Origin of the sequence: Mesorhizobium sp. M0184 (assembly GCF_040322215.1) — a bacterium.
Lineage (GTDB): Bacteria > Pseudomonadota > Alphaproteobacteria > Rhizobiales > Rhizobiaceae > Mesorhizobium.
Genome location: NZ_JAMYSZ010000013.1, coordinates 45,902 through 66,663, shown reverse-complemented (window position 1 = coordinate 66,663; position 20,762 = coordinate 45,902). Strand labels below are relative to the sequence as shown.

At 62.0% G+C, this 20,762-nt stretch carries 17 protein-coding genes; 13 read left to right on the top strand and 4 right to left on the bottom strand.

Annotated elements, in window-relative coordinates:
• Window position 1: 1 nt before the first annotated feature.
• Window positions 2-2,833 carry a nitrate reductase gene (locus tag NKJ23_RS17640; RefSeq protein WP_352681410.1) on the top strand — a complete coding sequence of 944 codons (2,832 nt, stop codon included), beginning with the start codon at window positions 2-4 and terminating at the stop codon, window positions 2,831-2,833.
• 104 nt (window positions 2,834-2,937) lie between these two features.
• Complete coding sequence (locus tag NKJ23_RS17635; protein ID WP_352681408.1) at window positions 2,938-3,423, top strand: hypothetical protein; 486 nt, start codon at window positions 2,938-2,940, stop codon at window positions 3,421-3,423.
• Window positions 3,424-3,450: 27 nt separating this feature from the next.
• On the opposite strand, the gene NKJ23_RS17630 is transcribed toward NKJ23_RS17635, so the two are convergent.
• The gene (locus NKJ23_RS17630; RefSeq protein ID WP_352681406.1) at window positions 3,451-4,482 is read right to left on the bottom strand and encodes a hydroxyacid dehydrogenase; all 1,032 of its coding nucleotides are present in this window, start codon (window positions 4,480-4,482) and stop codon (window positions 3,451-3,453) included.
• A gap of 173 nt (window positions 4,483-4,655) precedes the next feature.
• Between NKJ23_RS17630 and NKJ23_RS17625 the strand changes: the two genes are divergently transcribed.
• Together NKJ23_RS17625 and NKJ23_RS17620 are read left to right on the top strand one after the other, a co-directional pair.
• Window positions 4,656-6,092: an aldehyde dehydrogenase family protein gene (locus NKJ23_RS17625; protein ID WP_352681505.1), complete on the top strand. Its 1,437-nt coding sequence runs from the start codon at window positions 4,656-4,658 to the stop codon at window positions 6,090-6,092.
• Window positions 6,093-6,129: 37 nt separating this feature from the next.
• A complete protein-coding gene (locus tag NKJ23_RS17620) occupies window positions 6,130-6,711 on the top strand; it encodes a DUF1349 domain-containing protein (protein ID WP_352681404.1) in 582 nt (193 codons plus the stop codon).
• Window positions 6,712-6,752: 41 nt separating this feature from the next.
• Here NKJ23_RS17620 and NKJ23_RS17615 read toward each other — a convergent pair whose 3' ends face one another.
• Window positions 6,753-7,505: an SDR family NAD(P)-dependent oxidoreductase gene (locus NKJ23_RS17615; protein ID WP_352448445.1), complete on the bottom strand. Its 753-nt coding sequence runs from the start codon at window positions 7,503-7,505 to the stop codon at window positions 6,753-6,755.
• A 328-nt stretch (window positions 7,506-7,833) separates the two neighbouring features.
• Here NKJ23_RS17615 and NKJ23_RS17610 point away from each other — a divergent pair, with 328 nt between their 5' ends.
• A complete protein-coding gene (locus NKJ23_RS17610) occupies window positions 7,834-9,105 on the top strand; it encodes an O-antigen ligase family protein (protein WP_352681402.1) in 1,272 nt (423 codons plus the stop codon).
• A gap of 125 nt (window positions 9,106-9,230) precedes the next feature.
• Here NKJ23_RS17610 and NKJ23_RS17605 read toward each other — a convergent pair whose 3' ends face one another.
• Window positions 9,231-10,442 (bottom strand): polysaccharide biosynthesis/export family protein, encoded by a 1,212-nt coding sequence (locus NKJ23_RS17605; RefSeq protein ID WP_352681400.1) that lies wholly within the window; start codon window positions 10,440-10,442, stop codon window positions 9,231-9,233.
• A gap of 207 nt (window positions 10,443-10,649) precedes the next feature.
• A complete protein-coding gene (locus NKJ23_RS17600; protein WP_352665459.1) occupies window positions 10,650-11,327 on the bottom strand; it encodes a sugar transferase in 678 nt (225 codons plus the stop codon).
• 557 nt (window positions 11,328-11,884) lie between these two features.
• Here NKJ23_RS17600 and NKJ23_RS17595 point away from each other — a divergent pair.
• From NKJ23_RS17595 to NKJ23_RS17560, 8 genes are all read left to right on the top strand, one after another.
• Window positions 11,885-12,205 carry an exopolysaccharide production repressor protein gene (locus tag NKJ23_RS17595; RefSeq protein WP_352454700.1) on the top strand — a complete coding sequence of 107 codons (321 nt, stop codon included), beginning with the start codon at window positions 11,885-11,887 and terminating at the stop codon, window positions 12,203-12,205.
• A 455-nt stretch (window positions 12,206-12,660) separates the two neighbouring features.
• Window positions 12,661-13,683, top strand: coding sequence for a glycosyltransferase family 2 protein (locus tag NKJ23_RS17590; protein WP_352681398.1), 1,023 nt, complete (start codon window positions 12,661-12,663; stop codon window positions 13,681-13,683).
• Window positions 13,684-13,952: 269 nt separating this feature from the next.
• Window positions 13,953-14,354, top strand: a complete 402-nt coding sequence (locus NKJ23_RS17585; RefSeq protein WP_352681396.1) for a hypothetical protein — start codon at window positions 13,953-13,955, stop codon at window positions 14,352-14,354.
• A gap of 131 nt (window positions 14,355-14,485) precedes the next feature.
• Entirely contained in the window at window positions 14,486-15,352 is an 867-nt protein-coding gene (exoK, locus tag NKJ23_RS17580; RefSeq protein ID WP_502898357.1) for an endo-1,3-1,4-beta-glycanase ExoK, read from the top strand.
• An 85-nt stretch (window positions 15,353-15,437) separates the two neighbouring features.
• On the top strand, window positions 15,438-16,769 hold the full coding sequence (locus NKJ23_RS17575; protein WP_352454697.1) for a UDP-glucose dehydrogenase family protein: 1,332 nt from the start codon (window positions 15,438-15,440) through the stop codon (window positions 16,767-16,769).
• 31 nt (window positions 16,770-16,800) lie between these two features.
• Window positions 16,801-17,880 carry a glycosyltransferase gene (locus NKJ23_RS17570; protein WP_352681393.1) on the top strand — a complete coding sequence of 360 codons (1,080 nt, stop codon included), beginning with the start codon at window positions 16,801-16,803 and terminating at the stop codon, window positions 17,878-17,880.
• A gap of 70 nt (window positions 17,881-17,950) precedes the next feature.
• On the top strand, window positions 17,951-19,237 hold the full coding sequence (locus NKJ23_RS17565) for a glycosyltransferase (RefSeq protein ID WP_352681391.1): 1,287 nt from the start codon (window positions 17,951-17,953) through the stop codon (window positions 19,235-19,237).
• Window positions 19,234-20,697, top strand: a complete 1,464-nt coding sequence (locus tag NKJ23_RS17560; RefSeq protein WP_352681390.1) for a lipopolysaccharide biosynthesis protein — start codon at window positions 19,234-19,236, stop codon at window positions 20,695-20,697. Before NKJ23_RS17565 ends, NKJ23_RS17560 begins: the two co-directional genes overlap by 4 nt.
• Window positions 20,698-20,762: the final 65 nt, after the last annotated feature.

Below are 20,762 nucleotides of genomic sequence, written 5' to 3'. Positions count from 1 at the left end.
CATGCAGATTGATGAAGCGCGCGAGGTGAGGACCACCTGCCCCTATTGCGGGGTGGGTTGCGGCGTGCTGGCGAAGGTCGCCGCGGACGGTGAAATAACCGTTCGCGGCGACCCGGACCACCCGGCGAATTTCGGCCGGCTCTGCTCCAAAGGCTCGGCGCTAGCTGAGACCATCGACCTCGACGGCAGGTTGCTACACCCGGAGATCCACGGTCGCCGCACCGACTGGGACGAAGCGCTCGACCTTGTCGCTTCGACCTTCTCGCAAACCATTGCCGAACACGGCCCCGGCTCGGTCGCCTTTTATGTTTCCGGCCAGTTGCTGACCGAGGACTATTACGTCGCCAACAAGCTGATGAAAGGCTTTATCGGCTCGGCCAATATCGACACCAATTCGCGTCTGTGCATGGCCTCGTCGGTCGCCGGCCACCGCCGCGCCTTTGGCTCGGACACCGTTCCGGGAAATTACGAGGATCTGGAACTTGCCGACCTGATCGTGCTGGTCGGCTCCAATCTCGCCTGGTGCCATCCGGTACTCTACCAGCGCATTGCCGCCGCCCGGGAAAAGCGGCCCGAGATGAAGGTGGTGCTGATCGACCCTCGCCGCACCATGACCTCAGACATCGCCGACATGCATCTGGCGATCGCGCCCGATGGCGACGTCGCTTTGTTCACCGGGCTGCTCGCCTATCTCGGCCAGCACAACGCGCTGGACCGCACCTATATCACGGCGCACACGACCGGCTTCGGGCAAGCGCTTTTCGCCGCCTCGGCGCTCGATCTTGCCGGCATCGCGGCTGCCACGGGTCTCAGTGAGGACGAACTGGCCCGCTTCTACAGCCTGTTTGCCGCGACGGCGAAGACGGTGACCGTCTACAGCCAAGGCGTGAACCAGTCGTCTTCGGGCACCGACAAGGTCAACGCCATCATCAACTGCCATCTAGGCACCGGCCGCATAGGCAAGCCCGGCGCCGGGCCGTTCTCGGTGACCGGCCAGCCCAACGCCATGGGCGGCCGTGAGGTCGGCGGCATGGCCAACATGCTGGCCGCCCACATGGAGATCGAAAACCCCGGGCACCGCGAACGCGTGCAGCGCTTCTGGAATGCCCCAACCGTCGCCGAAAAACCCGGCCTGAAAGCGGTCGAGATGTTCCAAGCGGTGGCCGACGGACGCATCAAGGCGCTGTGGATCATGGCCACCAACCCGGTCGATTCGATGCCGGATGCCGATGCCGTCGAAGCGGCGATCAAGGCCTGCCCGTTTGTTGTGGTCTCGGACGTGCTGGGCGAGACCGACACGGTCCGCCACGCCCATGTCCGGCTGCCGGCCACCGCATGGGGCGAAAAGGATGGCACCGTCACCAATTCGGAGCGCCGCATCTCGCGCCAGCGGGCTTTTTTGGCCAGGCCCGGCGAGGCAAGGCCAGATTGGTGGATCATCGCTGAAGTCGCCAAGCGGATGGGCTTCGGCGAGGCTTTTTCGCATGTGTCGCCGGCCGACATCTTCGCCGAGCATGCCGCGTTGTCGGGCTTCGAGAATGATGGCGTTCGCGATTTTGATATAGGCGCGTACGCCGGGATTGATGCAGGGACGTATGAGGAGTTGGCGCCATTCCAATGGCCAGCGCCGAGCCAAGGCACCCCCCTCTGGCCTGCCGGCCATCTCCCCCTCAAGGGGAGAGATTGGATGTCGCCACCGGTTTCGCCAATCGTTGCCATTGCTGAAAAGGCGGTGCCGGCAAAGCCGCCAATCTCCCCCCTTGAGGGGGAGATGGCCGGCAGGCCAGAGGGGGGTGTTCAGGCTGGACATAGCTCAGCCAGCACCCGCTTCTTCGCCAACGGCAATTTCTACACGCCCGACGGCAAGGCGCGCTTCATTGCCATCCGCCCAGCCGCACAAACCCGCACCAACCCGGACTACCCGCTCGTCCTCAACACCGGGCGCGTCCGCGACCATTGGCACACCATCACGCGGACCGGCAAGAGCCCGCGCCTGTCGCAGCACATGGCCGAACCGTTCGTCGAAATCCACCCGGCGGATGCGCAGCACTATGGTATCGGCGATGCCGACATCGTGCGCGTCTCGACTGGCCATGGCGAGGTGCTGGTCCGCGCGCTGGTGACGGTGCGCCAACGCCAAGGCTCTGTATTCGTTCCGATGCACTGGACCGATCAGATCTCCGCCCGCGCGCGTGTCGATGCACTTGTCCCGCCGACGACCGATGCGATTTCAGGTCAGCCGGCCTCGAAGAACGTTGCCGCCCGCATCCAGCGGTTCGCCGCCACTGCCTTCGGCTTCGCCGTGCTTGCCGAACGACCCGCATCGATCGACGCCGATTACTGGAGCCTCGCCCGCTGCCCCGCCGGCTGGCGCCTTGAAATTGCGCTGCAGTCCGGCCGTGACTGGACCGGGTTTGCCGCCTCGCTGTTCGGCCTCGAAGGCGAGACGCTCGCCTATCACGACATCGCCGGCGGGCACCATCGCTTCGCCCGTTTCGCAGGCAATCGGCTGGTCGGCGCGTTCTATCTTGCGCCTACCCCGGTAGCGGTGTCGCGCGGCTGGGCGGTCGAACAACTTGGTGCTGACCATGCCGATCGGCAGGCGCGGCTGGCGATTGTCGCCGGGCGGCCGGCCGGCAACAGCGTCGACCGCGGTGCCACCGTCTGCGCCTGTTTCGGGGTCGGTGCCAACCAGATCGCGGAAGCGGTACGCGGCGGCTGTACCAGCGTCGCGGCAATCGGCGCCGCCCTTCACGCCGGCACCAATTGCGGCTCTTGCCGCGCCGAGATCAAGACCATTATCGACGGGCGGCGTCTGCAAGCTGCGGAGTGAATGCACCGAGAAACTCTGCCGTGCCGCTGCATGATGCTTACTAGCAATTTACAAACCATGGGCTACCAACGTTCTGACTTCGATTCGCTCGGAACGGGAGCCTCATGAGCAAAGCCCTGACCTCATTCGCGCTTGCCGCCGCGCTGGCGGCCTTGCTGATGGCGCTCAGCCTGATGGTGGCCAGGCATGGCTATCCCTATGGCGCGATCGGCGCCAAGCGCTTGAGCGACATCGCCGATGCGGGGACGTTCATTCCGCTCGCGGCGATCTATTTTTTCAGCGCACTGCTGATGATGGTTCTGCCGATCAGGCTCGCTGGCATCGTCCTGACACATGCCGCCGATGCGATCTTCTGGACGGTCATCGTGTTGTTTGCGCTCATCGTTGGATGTCTCGCCGCGAGATTTGCTTTCGGTCAGCGCGATGTGCTCCCGGCACTGCTGAACTGGCGGTTCCTGTTTGTCGCAGCCGTCGTCGGATGCCATCTCTTCATCAACGAGCTGCGCCGGAACATCCTGTTGCGAAGCCTGTTCTTCGTCGTCTTCGCCGCAGCGACACTGGCCTGCCTGTTTTGGTCCTTCACCGTCTGAGCATGTGCGACCCGTCGGGCAGACGGCCTAATTCTTGTCGACCGGCTTCGAACGCATTCGCGAAACGGTCTCACGCTCGGCCCGCTTCGAACGCATCGGCGGCAGGCTGCGGTCGACCAGGTCCATGTCTTCCAGCACCATGTCGCCCATCCGCTTGAAAGCGATGTCGAGCGCACCGGCCCGGTGGGCGGAGCGCAGGAACCCCGGCAATGTGCGGACCGGGTGATCCTGGGCAAGCGGCTCCTCAGGAAAAACATCGCTGGCGGCGACGATATGGCCGCTGCGGACGACGTCCATCAGCGCCGGGAAATCGACCACGCCGGCTCGGCTGAGCAGGATGAAAGCGGCTCCCTTGCGCATCCTGGCAAACGCCTCGGCGCCGAGGAAGCCCTGGTTTTCGCTAGTCACCGAAGCGACGACGAAGACGAAATCGCTGTTCGACAGAACGTCGTCGAGAGAGGCCGGCTCGACGCCGTTTTCGATCAGGATCGACGGCGGCAGCCACGGGTCGAAGACTTTTGTCCGCGTGCGAAAGCCTGACAGCAGCCGGTTGAGCGCACGGCCAAGATCGCCGAAGCCGATAATGCCGACATCCGCGCCGGAAAGAAGCCGTGCCGTCCGGTTGCCGTCGCCGCCCCACAGCTCCTTGCCCTGACGAAATGCGAGATCGGCGTCGACGATGCCGCGGGCGAGGTTGAGCGCCATGGCAAGGCCGAGCTCGGCCACCGGTTCGGCAAACACCAGCCCGGTGGTGACGACATGGATGCCGCGCGAAAACAGCGTCTCGTAGGGCATGTTGTTGATGAGGTTGCTCTCGACATTGAAGATGCAGCGCAGCGCCTTCATTGTTTCCAGCGTCTCCGGCGCGATAGGTGGCTGGCCGACGATGTAGCGCGCCTCGGCAAGGATATCGGCCGGCAGCGCCGCCACCGCTTCGGGCGATATTTCGACGATGCGGTATGTCGATCGAAATTTCGCCAGCGCAGCCGGCGTGAAGATCAGGTCGAGCGTGCGCGGTTCGGGTGCGCTGATCACCAGCGGCAAGGCGCTGTCGGACATAATTTTCCTCCCGTGCGATCCGCGTCGCACCACACTAGAATCGTCTTCCCCGCCCCGACACCTATCACATGCCTGTCGAGGAGGAGAAGTTTGCCTGCCTTCGGCCTTGCGGTGCGGCGGTCGGTGGTCCAGATAGACGGCGATCGAAGGACGACAAGGAAGACAGCGACATGATCCCGTTTCGAAAGAACCTCATCGATGGAGAGTGGGTAGGCGATGCCGGCTCCCGTAACATCAACCCGTCCAATCTCGACGACGTCGTCGGCGAATATGCATCGGGAGGCGCCGAGCACGCCCGGCAGGCCATCGCGGCGGCGAAGGCGGCATTTCCGGCGTGGTCCCGATCGGGCCTGCTGGCCCGCCATGCGGTGCTGAGGAAGGCGTCGGACGAGATCACCGCGCGGAAAGATGAAATCGGCCGGGCGTTGGCGCGCGAGGAAGGCAAGACGCTGGTCGAGGGCATCGGCGAGACTGTCCGCGCCGCCCAGATATTCGACTTCTTCGCCGGCGAGACGCTGCGCCTGTCGGGCGAGCTGGTGCCGAGCGTGCGGCCCGGCGTCGGCGTCGAGATCACCCGTGAAGCGGTCGGCGTCGTCGGCATCATCACGCCGTGGAATTTCCCGATCGCCATTCCGGCTTGGAAAATCGCTCCGGCGCTGGCCTACGGCAACACCATCGTCTTCAAGCCGGCGGAACTCGTTCCGGAGAGCGCCTGGACTATTGTCGACATCCTGCACCGCGCCGGGCTGCCCAAGGGCGTGCTCAACCTGGTGATGGGCAAAGGTTCGGTGGTCGGCCAGGCCATGCTCGACAGTCCTGACCTCAACGCGATCACCTTCACCGGATCGGTCGGCACCGGCAAGCGCGTCGCCGCCGCCAGCGTCGAGCACATGCGCAAGTTCCAGCTCGAAATGGGCGGCAAGAACCCGCTTGTCGTGCTCGATGATGCCGACCTTGCCGTCGCTGTCGACTGCGCCATCAACGGTGCCTACTTCTCGACCGGCCAGCGCTGCACGGCGTCGTCCCGGCTGGTGGTGACGGACGGCATTCACGACCGCTTCGTCGAGGCGCTCAAGGACCGCATGGCCAAGTTGGTCGTCGGCGACGCTCTCGATGCCAAGACCCAGATCGGGCCGGTTGTCGACCAGAGCCAGTTGAAACAGGACGAGGACTATATCGCCATCGGACGTCAGGAAGGTGCCGATCTCGCCTTCGGCGGCGAGCGGCTCGATCGTGAAACCCGCGGCTTCTATTTGCAGCCGGCGCTGTTCACCGAAACCACCAACGCCATGCGCATCTCGCGCGAGGAGATTTTCGGACCGGTCGCCAACGTCATCCGCGTCAAGAATTATGACGAGGCGCTGGCGGTGGCCAACGACACGCCGTTCGGCCTGACCTCCGGCATCTGCACCTCGAGCCTCAAGCATGCCACGCACTTCAAGCGCAATTCGGAAGCCGGCATGGTCATGGTCAATCTGCCGACGGCGGGCGTCGACTTCCACGTGCCTTTCGGCGGGCGCAAGGGATCGAGCTACGGCCCGCGCGAGCAGGGCCGCTATGCCGCAGAGTTCTACACCACGGTGAAGACCGCTTACACGTTTGCCGGCTAAGAAAAGGCGGCAGACCTGCCAGGCAGCGAGCAAGTCGATGGCATCTGAGAATACGGACCTGACCTGGCTCAATCCGCCGCCGCACCACGCCTTCGGCAACAATACGGTGCATGTACGGACCGGCGAGGAGACCGACTTCTGGCGCGAGACGTTCTACGGCTTCTGGCGCGACAATGGCCATTTCCTCTATCGTGAGGTCGAGGGCGATTTCAGCGCCGAAGTCACGGTCAAGGGGCACTATGAGGTGCTTTACGATCAGGCCGGGCTTATGGTCCGCCTGAGCGAGACGCACTGGATCAAGGCCGGCATCGAATACGCCGACGGGCTGATGTATTTTTCCGTCGTCGTCACCAACGATGCCTCCGACTGGTCGCTGGCCAGCATTCCGGCCGATCCGGACGGGGTCAGGATCCGCCTGACCCGCCATGCCGAGACGATCCGCGTCCAGTATCGCGACGCATCTGACAAGCACTGGAAACCGGTGCGGCTTGCCTATTTCCCCCCGTCGAAAACGGTCGATGTCGGCATGATGTGCTGTTCGCCGCAGCGCGAGGGCTTCGAAGTGACATTCAGCGACTTTTCGATCGGCCCGCCGATCTCGCGGGAGCTTCACGACTGAGGCGCCGCGATCCGGTCGGGCGGTTTGCGTCCGGCCCCGCCTCAGTAGGTCGCCCGGCCGCCGGAGACGTCGAAGACGGCCGCCGTCGTGAACGAGCATTCCTCGGACGCGATCCAGCAAATCAGCGCCGCCACCTCCTCGACCTCGCCGAACCGCGCCATCGGTATTTTGGACAGCATGAAGTCGATGTGTTGCTGGCTCATCTGCTGGAAGATCGCGGTGCGCACGGCCGCCGGCGTGACGCAGTTCACCGTTACTTTGGTCTTGGCCAGTTCCTTGCCGAGCGATTTGGTCATGCCGATCACCGCCGCCTTGGAGGTGCTGTAGGCCGAGGCGTTCGGGTTACCTTCCTTGCCGGCAATCGAGGCGATGTTGATGATCCTGCCGTAATTGCGTTCGAGCATATGCGGGACCAGCGCCTTGTTGCAGAAGAAGACGCCGTTGATGTTGATGTCGGTGACCCGGCGCCAATCCTCCACCGAATACTCCCAGGTCGTCATGTTCGGCCCGGTGATGGCAGCACTGGTGACAAGGACATCGACCGCGCCAAGCGCTTCGATCGTCTCTCCGGCGGCGGCTTCGACCGCTATGGGGTCGGCGACGTCTAAGGTGACGCTGTGCAGGCCTGGAACAATGGCCTTGGCCTGCTCGATCTGGGCGGCATCGCGATCCCAGACCGAAACACGCCCGCCTTCGCCAGTGATCCTTTGCGCGACGGCCAGGCCGATGCCTGAGGCGCCGCCGGTGATAACAGCAGATCGTCCGGCAAATCGTCCCGCGAAACTCATCGGCATGTGGTCTTCCTCCCAATTGGCGGCGAATGTGAAGTCAACGGCGGACAAGTTCAAGCGCGGACTTGCAACCTCAGAACAGCTTATGATGGGCCAGCACCGGTCAATTGTACGGCACTGCCTTCTGGCCAAATCGTCTCGCCCGGTATGGAGAGAACGGCTGGAACGACGCGCCCGGTTGGCATCCGGGTGACAGGCGGCGCCGGATGGGTTATATTGCACTGCACAATGCGAGCGCCTGCAGGCGAGGCTCCCATCGATCCGACGAATCGGCCCACGAGCGGCCCATGAAATCGGCATTGAGCTGCAAGGACGGAAAACCGCTATCGAGATGAAGATTCCAAAATCTCTGTTGATCGATCCGGGCAAGAACACGGTCTATGGCAGCTTTGCCGTTGCCGTCTCGATCTGGGCGTTCTCCTACTCGACCATTTTCGGCCAAGCCATGATCCTGGCTTATTATGCGGTCTGGCTACCGCTCATCCTGGTCGACTACCGCAAGATATTAAGGCACGCTTCCAGCGCCTGGCTTCCGCTGGCCTTTGCAACCTATGTCTGCTTCTCGGTGTTCTGGTCGGCGGCTCCCGGCACCACGGCAAGAACGGCCGTCCAATATTGCTCCCATATCGCCTGCGCCTACATTGCCGCGCGCACCGTCAGCGTCCGGACCTTGACCATAGGCGCCCTGATCGGGATTTTCGTCGTCCTGCTCTACTCGCTCAAGGTCGCGAGCTATTCCTATGACGTTCTCGATGGGACGTATAATTTCGTCGGCGCGTTCAGCTCCAAGAACCAGATCGGCTTTGTCGCATCGCTTGGCATCTATTTCTGCGTTGTCTACCTCGCCTTTCTCAGGCGCGGACGCATAAGCTTTTTGTTGATTGTACCGATCGTCCTTCTGTCGGGCTATCTGCTGGTGGTGTCGCATTCCGCCACTTCGATGGCGTCGACCCCCGCGGTTCTCGCTCTGGTCGCCCTGCTTTCCATCGGCAAGCTGCTGTCGCTCCGCCATCGCCGGGTGATTTTCATAATCGGTGCGGGCGGGCTGGTCGCCTGCACCGTGATTGCGCTGAATCTCGGGCTGATGGACTTTGTCCTTGGCCTTTTCGGCAAGGATTCGACGCTCACCGGACGAACCTACCTCTGGCAACAGGGCTGGAATGCCGCGCAGCAATCGCCCATCCTCGGCGTCGGCTACGCGGCTTATTGGGTGCAGGGCTTCTCCGAGGCCGAGCGGCTGTGGAACGAATTCTATATCGCCGCGCGAAGCGGCTTCCACTTCCACAACACCTACATCGAGACCTTGGTGGAACTCGGCTTCGTCGGCGCGACACTGCTTTCGCTGATCATCCTGCGCACGCTCTGGGGTCACGTCTCGGCGCTGATATTCAGGACATGGCAAGCCGACTCCGTGATTCTTGCCGGCGTCATGGTGCTTCTGTTCATCCGATCCTTCGTCGAGGTCGAGACCCTCAATCCCTACATCATGGGATCGTTCCTGCTGTACTACAGCTACTTCAAGCTGGTGAGGGTGCCGGCCGTCGCTCCTTCCCGGTGGAGCGCCGTGAACCATCTCGAGGAACCGGACGCCGTGCGAGGCTAGAGCGGGCGGATCCAGGCGGTTCGTTGCCCGAAGGACGCCTTGTTTTCTGACCCATAACATCCCAAACGCAAAAACCCCGCAGACCGCTGCCTGCGGGGTTGGTGCTTTGCTCCGGTGGAAAGAAGCTACTGGATGGCCAGGGGCGCCGGTTTGACCTTGATCACGTCCCCTGGCAGCACCGGCGTGTCTTCATCGGCGGTGATTTCGCTGGTCTTGCCGTCGACCACCCGCACCAGGGAAAATGACAAGGCTGCTGGTTCGTTGTTGCCGTAGAATTGCGGCATGGGGCTGCCCGACAAGGCTTCGGACATCAAAGCCTTTTCCATATTCAGCTTCAGCGTCGCCTCGTTGAGATCGGCTTCCGTCTGTTGCCGGTCGGTCGCGAGGCTGGAGTTCTGGGTGTTCTCCAGATCGATGGCGTCCTGGGTGGCCTTGCTGATCGACTGCTTGGCCGTGAGAATCGCCGTTTCGTAATCCAGGATCTGGCCCTCAAGGTCGGCGATGGTTTGCTGCGAGTTCAAAACCCGCGTGTTGACGACCAGGCCCTTTTGCGCCAGCGAGCCGATGCCGTTGAGCTGCTCTTTCGCCAGATCGACCTGCTTCTGCTGGTTGACGATCTTTTTCTCCAGCGAATCGATCTCGCTCTGCAGCAGCGCCTTCAAATCGTCGAGCGCCTGCAAGCGCAGCTTGAGTTTCTTCTGGTCGGCCGCCAGGATCGCCGTCTCATCGGCAACGATGCTGGGCAGCTTCGGATCGTCGGCCACCTCTTTCGGCACCACGAATGTCGGCTTGTCCGCTAGTTCCGCTTCGATGCGGGCGCGCTTGACGGTCAGCCTGACCAATTGGTCTTGTAGTACGTCGAAATTGCCCTTGGCATTGATCAGGTCGCGGTCGTAGCGCTGTCCGCTCTCCGGGTTCCGCCGGGCTCCGCCGGCAATGCTCATCGCTTTCAGCACGGACAACCCAGGCACACAAGGATACTGGCCGGGCGATTGCACCTCGCCAGAGATGTAGAATGGCCGGTACTGCGCCATTTCGACGGAAGCCTCCGGCTTGTCGGCCAGAGCGAGCTTGCGCTGCAGCGCCTCGCCGAGCGATGCCGCGATCTCCGAAGTCGTCTTGCCGGATGCGGGCATCTCGCCGACGAAGGGAACCGACAAGGTTCCAGCGGGGCCGACCGTGTATTCTCCATTGATGGCCGACCAGTCACGAAACGTGCCTTCGACGGTCTGCCATTCCGCCACGCGGATGGTCAGCTTGTCCTGTGCTCCAAGCCGATAGTCGTCGGCGAAGGCAAACTGTGGCAAGGCTAGCGACAGGGTCAGGCCGGTCGCCATTGTAAGGCAAGTCGTCAAAAGCCGTACTCGCCGCATGCGTCTGGAGAGAATGCCGGTGCAAAAGATATCAATTATATCTGCTTTCAACTGAGCGTTTCCGATCTGGTTTGCCCCGCCCGATGAGCTGCCGATGCCTGAGTTAGGGGCCTGAGTTCCGGGCCCGAATTCTGGACAGTCGCTCCTCGATGCACGGCCAGCAAGCGGCCGTCAGTAGCAGCCTCGCGACATCCAGACCGCAGGTACGGTCTTGATGATGATGCGAATGTCTTCGAACATCGACCAGTTCTCGACATAGTGCCTGTCGAATGCGACGCGGCTGTCATACGAAACATCGTTGCGTCCGCTGACCTGCCAGAGCCCGGTGAGGCCGGGGCGCGATTTCAGGTAATAGACGGCCGAATTGCCATATATCTCCAGCTCATCGCGCACCACGGGACGAGGCCCGACCAGGCTCATATCCCCCTGCAGGATGTTGATGATCTGCGGCAACTCATCGAGGCTGAGCTTCCTCAGCACCGCTCCGACGCGCGTGATCCGCGGGTCGTTCTTCAACTTGCGGGTCGCTATCCATTCGGCGTTGGCCTCCGGATTCGCGGCGAGATAGGCAGCAAGCACCCGCTCGCCGTCTGGAACCATGGTGCGGAACTTGAGGCACGGAAAAATCCGTCCTCCGCGGCCGATCCGGCTGTGACCATAGAAAATCGGCCCGCCATCGGAAAACCTGACAAGCAGCGCTATCATCACGAACAGCGGGCTGAGAGCGACCAGGCCGATCAGCGAACCGGCAATATCGAAGCTGCGTTTGAGCAGGCCGCCAATCGGTGGCGGAAAATCGAGGCCGGCCTGCGAAAAATCCGCGTCGGCCGGCTTGGCTACGTCCCTCATGCGTAAACTCCATACGTTGAACGGATGGTTTACCGCACGATACCAAAAAAATGTTGCAGCGCAACACACAATTTCCCAGACGGCTGTAATAGTCGCGTCATGAACTGACTAAATAATAAACTCGTCCTGCACAAAATTTCGCCTTTATGTCACAAAAGAGACAGATTATGGGCAATTTTGGAAAAGCTAGTCCAATTTTGAGGCTGATTTTAGGCGAATCGCTCTTTATACCCTGCAATGGAGCTTCGCCGTCATTTAGAATTTCAAAAAAACGACTGATGTTATGACAAATTACTAGTTAATATTGTAAATGCTACTGGAGCTGGTCGATATCCGGCAATCAGTGGTGATGCCAATGTGTGCATTGCACCATGGCAGAGTCGATCCCGAGGATTCGTTCAAAATTATTCCGCAGCTGCCCTTGCCGCCTATTGCGCGGCTCAATAGAGTTGTAAATTGTTTCTGTCGGACTATGGACAGATTGGGCTAGGCCGGAAGCAACCGGCCAGACGCGGGCAACCTAAATAAGCTCGCAGAGTTTAAGGGAGGTGCTCGGGGTGGGCTTGTCGACATTTTTTCCCGAGCCGGTTGATGGGCTATCGGGTATGTCACTGCCAAAGTTCATTATCGGAATGTGTTTTGCGCTGGCGATCGTGATCGTCTGGTCCTATTTGGGCGGCGCCTCGCTCGGTACGACGCTGTTTCGCGTCATCGGCTGTGCCATAGTCATCCAACTGGGTTATTTTCTGCTGGTCTTTGCCATGGTCGCCAGAAATGCCCCGACCCCGGCCGACAAAATTCGCGACGCTGAACGAAAGCTGAGTTCGAACGAAGCGGCCGAAGGCGAGAAACTCAGCGCCAGGAGAGGCCTTCACTGATTTCGGGCCTGGCCGCGGTCTGCGATGTCCATGTGACCTGTGGTTAAGCTCGCCGGTCCTCTGACGAATTGCTCGCCTCAACAACACCGGCAGTCGGCATTCCTGTTCTTTCAATTCCTTGACACTGCGGGCCTCGACGCGCTCGCTCCGCCCCGCCGCCGTCCGGTCGGCGAGGATCAGCAACTGGTTTCTGCCAGTCGAGCGCTCTGATGGAGCGTGTAGGAACGGCTCTGCCAAGCGGCGCATTTCTGGAGCCATCCCGATTGGGGCTCGCCGCCTGCCCAACCGGGCCATGACACCCAGCAAAATGAAAAACTGGACGGCGCCGATGATTTTGGCGATGCTTGCTTCGCACTTGCAGCATAGGCGTTTGGGCCGATGCATTTCAGAATGGGCGGTGGGGCATTGAGCGGACGGGGCGAGGAAATCCGCAACGACTTCTGCAATCGAGAGGCATGTTCATGACATCATTCCAGGTCTGCGTGATCATCGCCGCCCGCAATGCGGCGCGGACAATCCCGGCTGCCATTGCATCGGCATTACGCGAGCCTGAGGTTGCGGAAGTTGTCGTCGTCGACGACGCGTCTACCGACGATACCGCGAAAGTCGCCCACGCGGCCGGCGACGGCACGGGCCGCCTTTCCGTCATCCGCTTCGACGTCAATCGCGGCCCATCCTTTGCACGCAACGCCGCGATGGCCGGTTCCAGGTCGCCGTTCATCAGCATTCTGGACGCTGATGATTTCTTTTTCGAAGGCAGGTTTCACAGACTGTTCGCCAGCACCGATTGGGATTTCGCCGCAGACAACATCATGCTTGTCAGGGATGACGCGGCAACCGACGTTTCGAAAATCGTTGCTCCACCGTTCTCGCCCGAGCCGGAATTCCTCGATTTCGAGGGTTTCATCGACGCCAACATCTCCAGGCGCCGTGTGCAACGCGGGGAACTGGGCTTCCTCAAGCCGGTGATCAGCCGCGCCTTTCTCGATCGGCATGGGCTGCGCTACGACGAGAAGCTGCGCCTGGGTGAAGACTATGAACTCTATGCGCGCGCGGTTGCCCATGGCGCGCGCTTCAAGGTCATCAAATCCTGTGGCTACGGCGCGATCGTGCGCGCCGATTCGCTGAGCGGACGGCACAAGACCCAGGACCTGAAGCATCTGGCCGATGCCGACCTGGCACTGCTTGCGATCGACAGTTTGCCGGAGGCATCGAAGGCTGCGCTGAGAAGGCACGAGCGGCACATCCGCGACAAATACCGGTTGCGGAAGTTTTTAGACGTGAAGGCTGAGCGCGGGCTGGCGCCGGCCGCGGCCTACGCCTTGGCCGGCTCGTCCAATCTCACAGCCGTCGTCCGCGGCGTCGCCTCCGATAAGCTGGATGCGCTGTTTCGCCGCGCCGGCCTCGCCACGAAGCGTCAGCATGTGCCGCCGCTGCGCTTCCTCATGGCCGGAACCAGCACGGCCAGCGAAAGCTAGGCCCGTCAACGTGCGACGGCGGTAGCTACTCCCTTACCATTCGGTCGGCTCGCACCGTTTCAACGAGATTCATGAGTTTACGATCTAGGTGGTTGCCTATCCGCGCAGGGAATGGCAATCTATGTTGCGGTGCAGCAATTTTGGACGGCCAACCGAACTGGCCCGAGACATACCCTGTCGGAGGAGCTGGACGATGCAAGAAATGTCTTTTGAATGTGGACGGGCACCAAGGCCGGTCACCAGCTCGACGATGATGGGGCGCTGACTGCATGGCCTCGATCTTTCGCTTCCGATCGAGAGATCCGGCGCGCGACACGCAGACCGACACCTCGCGCCTCGATCGGTTGGCAAAGCTGCTGGACCAGATCTCGGCCGAAGTCGAGGCGGAGAAGAGCGGGCTTGAGAACCGCTACAGGACGACGGCTACCAATGCCGCCTTTCTGGTCGAGGCGATGGAGAACGGAGCGGTCTCCTCTCGCAGGTCTTCCGAAGTCGGCGAACTGACCAGGTCGATTCTGAATTGCGAGCGGCGCATCGCAGCGCTGTCGCGCCAGATGCAGATGATGAAGGATCTCCGTCATTCGCTGGATGAAATCTTCGAGGAGAAGCGGCAGACCGGTCCCGACATAAGGACCGATTTTGTGAAGCCCGCCGATTCCGGCACAGGCTGAGCGAACACCCCGGGTCGGCGCAATGGTTTAGGCACAACACGGAGCTTGGGAGCGACAGAGGTCAAGATCAGGTTGTTTCGTCACGGTTCGAACGATCGCTTTGGGGGCGCACAGCACAAGGTGAGTTTGATATGAATACAGATCCTAAAAGCACGTCCGCCCCGGCAACCCGCGGCACCCCGTTCACGCGCCCGATCCCAGGCAAGCTGCAGCGGCTCCGTTCAGACGGCGCGTTTCTGCTGGTCGTTCTCGGCAGCATGGTTGCGGGCCTGGTCCCCGTGCGCGCCCAGGATCTCCCAACCGCGCCGTCCTTTGTCGATGATTTCACCAGCCTCAGTCGCGCGCGCTGGTACATTTCCGACGGCTGGACGAACGGCAAGCATCAAAACTGTACCTGGTCCAAAAGCCTGATCGGGCTTTCCAACGGCATGCTGACGCTCGGTTTGGAGAAGCGCAAGCTGAAGGATCGCGAATTCGCCTGCGCCGAGATCCAGACCAAGCAGCGCTTCGGCTACGGCACTTATGAGGCGCGGATGAAGACCGACACGGGCTCCGGCGTCAACGCGGCATTCTTCAGCTTCGTCGGCGACGCCGACAAGCAGCCGCATGATGAAATCGACTTCGAGGTGCTGACCAAGGACACGTCCAAGGTTCAGGTCAACGCCTACATAGCCGGCAAAGGCAAGAACGAGAAACTGGTCGACGTCGCCGGCGGCACCGACAAGGCCTTCAACGACTACGCCTTCGTCTGGGAAAAGGACCGGCTGCGCTGGTACGTCAACGGCAAGCTTGTCCACGAGATCACCGATCCGGCGAAGCTGCCCACCCATTCGCAAAGGATTTATTTCAGCCTGTGGGGTAGCGATACGATGAAGGGCTGGATGGGGCCGTTCTCGGATCCGGGCCGCAAGCTCACCATGCAGGTGGATCGCGTTGCATTCACCGCACTTGGCCAGCCCTGCCAATTCCCCGAATCGCTGGCATGCAACACAAACTAGAAGCGCATCTGAACCGGCCGGGCCGAAGGTGGTCGGAAAACCGAAGCTCGAACAGGCCCGAAGCCTTGAACAGGAATGAAACCGAATGAATTTGACTGTCTTTGGAATCGGCTATGTCGGTCTTGTACAGGCGGCGGTGCTTGCCGAAGTCGGCCATCAGGTGGTCTGTGTCGACATCGATGCAATAAAGGTCGAACGGCTCAACCAGGGTCATGTCCCGATCTTCGAGCCCGGGCTCGAAAATATGGTCAAGGAGAACCATGCCGCCGGCCGCATCAAGTTCACCACCGACGCCGCCGCGGCGATCAAGCATGGCCAGATCCAGATGATCGCCGTCGGCACGCCGCCGGGCGAGGATGGTTCGGCCGACCTCAAATATGTGCTGGCCGTCGCCGAGGCCATCGGTCGTGAGATGGACGAGCCCAAGATCGTCGTCGGCAAGTCGACCGTGCCCGTCGGCACCTGCGAAAGGATCAAGGCCAGGATCGCCGCAACGCTGAAGGCGCGCGGGCGCGAGGATCTGGCTTTCGACGTCGCCTCCAATCCGGAATTCCTCAAGGAAGGGTCCGCTGTGAGCGACTGCATGAAGCCCGACCGCATCATCGTCGGCACCAGCAACGAGGACACCGAGGCGGTGATGCGCGAGCTCTACGCGCCGTTCAACCGCAACCACGAGAAGATGATCGTGATGGATGTGCGCAGTGCCGAGTTCACCAAATACGCGGCCAATTGCATGCTGGCGACCAAGATCAGCTTCATGAATGAAATGGCCAACCTGGCCGAGCAACTGGGCGCCGACATCGAGGAGGTCCGCAAGGGCATCGGCAGCGACCCGCGGATCGGCTACCACTTCATCTATCCGGGCCTCGGCTATGGCGGCTCGTGCTTCCCGAAGGATGTGCGTGCCCTGATCAAGACCGCCGAGGCCGTCAAGTTCGACGCCAAGCTGCTGCGTGCCGTCGAGGAGCGCAACAACCAGCAGAAGTCGGTCCTGTTCGAGAAGGTGGACCGCTATTTCAAGGGCAATCTCAAAGGCAAGACATTTGCGCTGTGGGGCTTGGCCTTCAAACCCAATACCGACGACATGCGCGAGGCCCCGGCCCGCACGCTGATGGAAGCGCTCTGGGCCGCTGGTGCCAATGTGCAGGCCTATGATCCGGAGGCGATGCAGGAATGCCAGGCGATCTACGGGCTGCGCGACGACCTGCAACTGTGCGGCACCAAGGAGGCCGCGCTGCGAGGCGCCGATGCGCTCTTGATCGTGACCGAGTGGAAAAGCTTCAGCGCGCCGTCTTTCGATGCGCTGAAGAACGCGCTGACCACGCCCGTCATCTTCGACGGACGCAATCTCTACGACCCCAAGGTCATCGCCCGCCACGGCATCGAATACCACAGCATCGGCAGAATGGCGGCGTGACGCTAGGGCGGTCCAGCAAGGAGCCAGGTCCATGAAAGTTCTGTTTGCGGGCGGCAACGGCTACACGCCGCAGTTCAGCGGTGGCGTTCAGTCGAGCACGCATCATCTGGTCGAGCAGCTGCGCGAGCACGGTCATGACGCCTCGGTCCTGGCGGCGCTGTTCGGTGACGGCATGTTCGGCTTCAAGGCGCGGGCCAAGATGAAGCTGCTTCGTCAGCGAGCGGTCATCGACAGCTATCCCGGCTATCCGGTTGTGCGGGCATGGTTTCCCTGGGAGGCGGCGCGCTTCGCGGTCGAACGGCTCGATCCCGATGTCGCCGTCGTGCAGTGCCACAAATCGGTGCCGATCGGAAAGGCGCTGCAGGCGCTCGGCGTGCCCCTGGTGGTCTATCTGCGGAACGTCGAATTCCACGAATTGGCCGGCGACCTGCGCGAATTGCATTCGGCGCTTTATATCGCCAACTCCGAATTCACTGCGCGCACCTATAAGGAAAGGTTCGGCATCGATTCGACCGTGATCCCGCCGACCATCAATCCCGGGCTCTACAGCACGCCGACCACCGGTGAATTCGTCACGCTGATCAATCCTTACAATGAAAAAGGGTTCGAACTCGCCGTGCGCATCGCCGGCCAATGCCCCGAAATTCCGTTCCTGTTCGTCGAAAGCTGGAAGCTCGACGACGACCACCGGGCGCAGATCGAACGGATCATCGCGCCGCTGCGCAACGTCAGGCTGGAAAGCCGCACCAGCGACATGAAGACCGTCTATGGCCGCACCAAGATCCTGCTGGCGCCCAGCAAATGGGAAGAAGCTTGGGGGCGGGTGGCATCCGAGGCCCATTGCAGCGGCATTCCAGTCGTCGGGTCCCGTCGCGGCGGCCTGCCGGAAGCGATTGGCGCCGGCGGCGTGGTGCTCCACTATGATGCACCGCTCGACGACTGGGTCGCCGCGGTCAGGCGACTATGGAGCGACAAGGCCGAGTACGACCGTCTGTCGGCGGCGGCGCAGCTGTTTTCGGAGCGGCCACAAATGAACCCCGACAGCCAGTTCGCGACCTTCCTCCGCGTTCTCGACAACGCCAGGCAAGGCGCGCTGGAGCGTGCCGCCTGATGCATTTCGTCCAAAACCATGCACGTTGCCCAAAAGCCGGCTCTCGCGCCTGACCGGGGTGGGAGCTGCCTTGGGACAAAGACACGCACAACACCAGACGCTTGAGGCGCCTCGCGCGGTGGCGACGGGCGTCAGCCCTCATCCGCGCGAGCAGATCGCCGACCGGCCTCGAAAGATCGTCCATCCGATGAAGATTTGCTTCGTAGTTGATAAGTTCCCCTCTTTGTCGGAGACCTTCGTCCTCGACCAGATAGAAGGGTGCCTCGAGCGCGGCATGCAAGTCGGCGTCGTCTGCAACGAGACGTCCTTCGGCAAGGACAGCAACATCGACGATCGCCGCTGGCAGGCTCTCCCTGGCAAGGTCGTCTGCTGGTGGGGCGGGCTGGGGCGCTTTCGCCCGACGCTCAGGAAATGGTCGGGCAGGTTCTGGGATAAGCTCTCGACCGCTGTTGACATCGCTTTTGCGCGCAAATTGCAGAACGCCGATGTGATCGTCGCGCATTTCGGCAATAACGGCATGCGCGTCGCCCGCGCCATGAAACGAGGCCGGATTTCCGCTCCTTTGGTGACCATATTCCACGGCCGCGATGTCGGCGAACCGCTGCATGACAACACGCTCACGCGCTACAAGGTTGTCTTCGACAAGGGCGTTCTCCAGCTCCCGGTGAACGCGTTTTTCCGCGATGCCCTGATCGGCGTCGGCGCACCCCCCGCGCAAGTCATGGTTCACCATATGGGCGTGCGGCCCGGTGAGATCGGCTACCATTGGCGTTCCTGGGACCGGGACACGCTGTCCTTCATCTCGGTCTGCCGGCTGACCGAAAAGAAGGGCATCGAATTCGCCCTTCGGGCGCTCGCCAGCCTGCCGCGGCGCGACTGGGTCTATTCGGTGATTGGCGGCGGCGAATTGCTGGAAGAGTTGAAGAAGCTCGCCGCAAATCTCGGCATTGCCGACCGGGTGACTTTCCTCGGGCCGCGTCCGCACGCCGAGGTCAAGCAGCGCCTGCGCAATGCCCACGTATTCCTGCTGCCTAGCGTTGCCGCGCGAGACGGCGATCTCGAGGGTATTCCGGTGGCGCTGATGGAGGCTATGGCCGCCGGGCTGATCGTCGTCAGCACCTATCACTCGGGCATTCCCGAACTGATCGAGGATCAGGAGACAGGCTTCCTCGCACCGGAGCGAGACGTTGCGGCGTTGGCCCGCAAGCTTGTCTGGGTGGCCGAGAACCCGGACAAATGCGAGCGCATCGCACGTGCGGCGCGCCGCAAGATCGAGCAGGATTTCAACGCGGATGTACTCAACGAACGTTTTGCGCAGATCGTTGCTCAACTGGCCGAAGCCAGGCAGCCGGCATGAACGCCAACCCGCCCCCCCAGTTCGGTCGCGTCGCCCTGCGCGGCGGCGTGGTGACGATCGGCGCGCAAGGCTTCAAGATGGCGATCCAGTTTCTCTCGGTCATCGTGCTTGCCCGTCTGCTCGTGCCCGAGGATTTCGGCCTGGTGGCTTCCGTCGGGCCGATCGTGGCCTTTGTCGGGCTGCTTCAAAACCTTGGCCTGCAGCAGGCCGTGGTCCAGCGCAAGGACATCAGCACCGAGCAGCTCAACCAGGTATTCTGGATCAGTGCGCTGGTGGGGCTGGGCAGTGCCGTGGTGGTGGCATGCCTGGCGCCCGCCATCGCTGCCTTCTATGGCGATCAACGCATGGTGGGGATCACCATCGGCTCTGCCTTGCCGCTGCTGCTTGGCAGCCTCGCCGCGGTGCCGCTGGCGCTGATGAACCGTCACTTGCGCTTTGGCCAGCTCGCGCTGAACGACGTGATAACCGCTGCTGCCGGACTTGCGACTACCGCAATCGCCGCCTATGCGGGGCTGGGCTACTGGTCGCTGGTCATCGGCCCTGCGGTATCGGCTGTTGTCGCGCTGGCCGCGGCATGGCAGGTGGCGCGCTGGACGCCGTCGCGGCCGGACCTGAAGGTCGATACCGACATATTGTCCTTCGGCGCCAATCTGACCGGCTTCAATCTGGCCAACTTCTTCTCGCGCAATCTCGACAACATCCTGATCGGAAAATATTCGGGCGCGATCGAGCTCGGCTATTATGACCGCGCCTACAAGCTCCTGCTGTTTCCGCTGCAGAACATCAACCAGCCGCTGACACGCGTGATGGTGCCGCTGCTGAGCCGCATCCATGAGGACAAGGCGCGGTTTCGCGACATCTATGTGCGAACCAATTGGATGCTGGCGGCCATCACTATGCCCGGCATCGCGGCGCTGACGCTGACGTCGGACCAGGTCGTCGGGCTTCTCTTCGGCGAGCGCTGGACGGCGGTGGCGCCGATCTTCGCCTGGCTGGGCATCGCCAGCCTGATCCAGTCCGTCTCGAGCACCACCGGCTGGATCTTCATCTGCCAGGGCAAGACTAAGACCATGTTCCACTGGGGCATCTACTCGTCGCTGACGACGGTCGCCGCCTTCATCATCGGCCTGCACTGGGGCGCCGTCGGTGTCGCGGCGGCCTACGCGATCAGCGGCTATGTGCTGCGCGTCCCGGTGCTTGCCGTTCTTGTCCACCGGGTCGGCCCGGTGACCGCAGCCGACTTCCTGGTCATGCAGGGGCTTTTCATCGCGTCATCGCTGCTTGCCTGGTCCGTGTACCGCGAGTTGCCGGCATCGCTGACCAGCCAGTCAGACCTGCTCGCGGTGGTCCTGGCGGGTGCCCTCAATTATTCGATCGGCCTGGTCCTCATGCTCGCCCTTCGCCAGTCGCGCAGCGCCCTGTTCACCACGCTTTCCAGCGCCATGCGCAACGCCCGCTAGGCCGGCAATCACCGGCCTCAAAAGCTCACCTGCCGACATCGCCGACGCATGCTCCTCAAGCACTG

Excerpts from the sequence above, each read along its gene's own strand:
- NKJ23_RS17640 (WP_352681410.1), top strand. The coding sequence starts at position 2 with ATGCAGATTGATGAAGCGCGCGAGGTGAGGACCACCTGCCCCTATTGC.
- NKJ23_RS17635 (WP_352681408.1), top strand. The coding sequence starts at position 2,938 with ATGAGCAAAGCCCTGACCTCATTCGCGCTTGCCGCCGCGCTGGCGGCC.
- NKJ23_RS17630 (WP_352681406.1), bottom strand. The coding sequence starts at position 4,482 with ATGTCCGACAGCGCCTTGCCGCTGGTGATCAGCGCACCCGAACCGCGC.
- NKJ23_RS17620 (WP_352681404.1), top strand. The coding sequence starts at position 6,130 with ATGGCATCTGAGAATACGGACCTGACCTGGCTCAATCCGCCGCCGCAC.
- NKJ23_RS17615 (WP_352448445.1), bottom strand. The coding sequence starts at position 7,505 with ATGCCGATGAGTTTCGCGGGACGATTTGCCGGACGATCTGCTGTTATC.
- NKJ23_RS17610 (WP_352681402.1), top strand. The coding sequence starts at position 7,834 with ATGAAGATTCCAAAATCTCTGTTGATCGATCCGGGCAAGAACACGGTC.
- NKJ23_RS17605 (WP_352681400.1), bottom strand. The coding sequence starts at position 10,442 with ATGGCGACCGGCCTGACCCTGTCGCTAGCCTTGCCACAGTTTGCCTTC.
- NKJ23_RS17600 (WP_352665459.1), bottom strand. The coding sequence starts at position 11,327 with ATGAGGGACGTAGCCAAGCCGGCCGACGCGGATTTTTCGCAGGCCGGC.
- NKJ23_RS17590 (WP_352681398.1), top strand. The coding sequence starts at position 12,661 with ATGTTCATGACATCATTCCAGGTCTGCGTGATCATCGCCGCCCGCAAT.
- NKJ23_RS17585 (WP_352681396.1), top strand. The coding sequence starts at position 13,953 with ATGGCCTCGATCTTTCGCTTCCGATCGAGAGATCCGGCGCGCGACACG.
- exoK (WP_502898357.1), top strand. The coding sequence starts at position 14,486 with ATGAATACAGATCCTAAAAGCACGTCCGCCCCGGCAACCCGCGGCACC.
- NKJ23_RS17575 (WP_352454697.1), top strand. The coding sequence starts at position 15,438 with ATGAATTTGACTGTCTTTGGAATCGGCTATGTCGGTCTTGTACAGGCG.
- NKJ23_RS17570 (WP_352681393.1), top strand. The coding sequence starts at position 16,801 with ATGAAAGTTCTGTTTGCGGGCGGCAACGGCTACACGCCGCAGTTCAGC.
- NKJ23_RS17560 (WP_352681390.1), top strand. The coding sequence starts at position 19,234 with ATGAACGCCAACCCGCCCCCCCAGTTCGGTCGCGTCGCCCTGCGCGGC.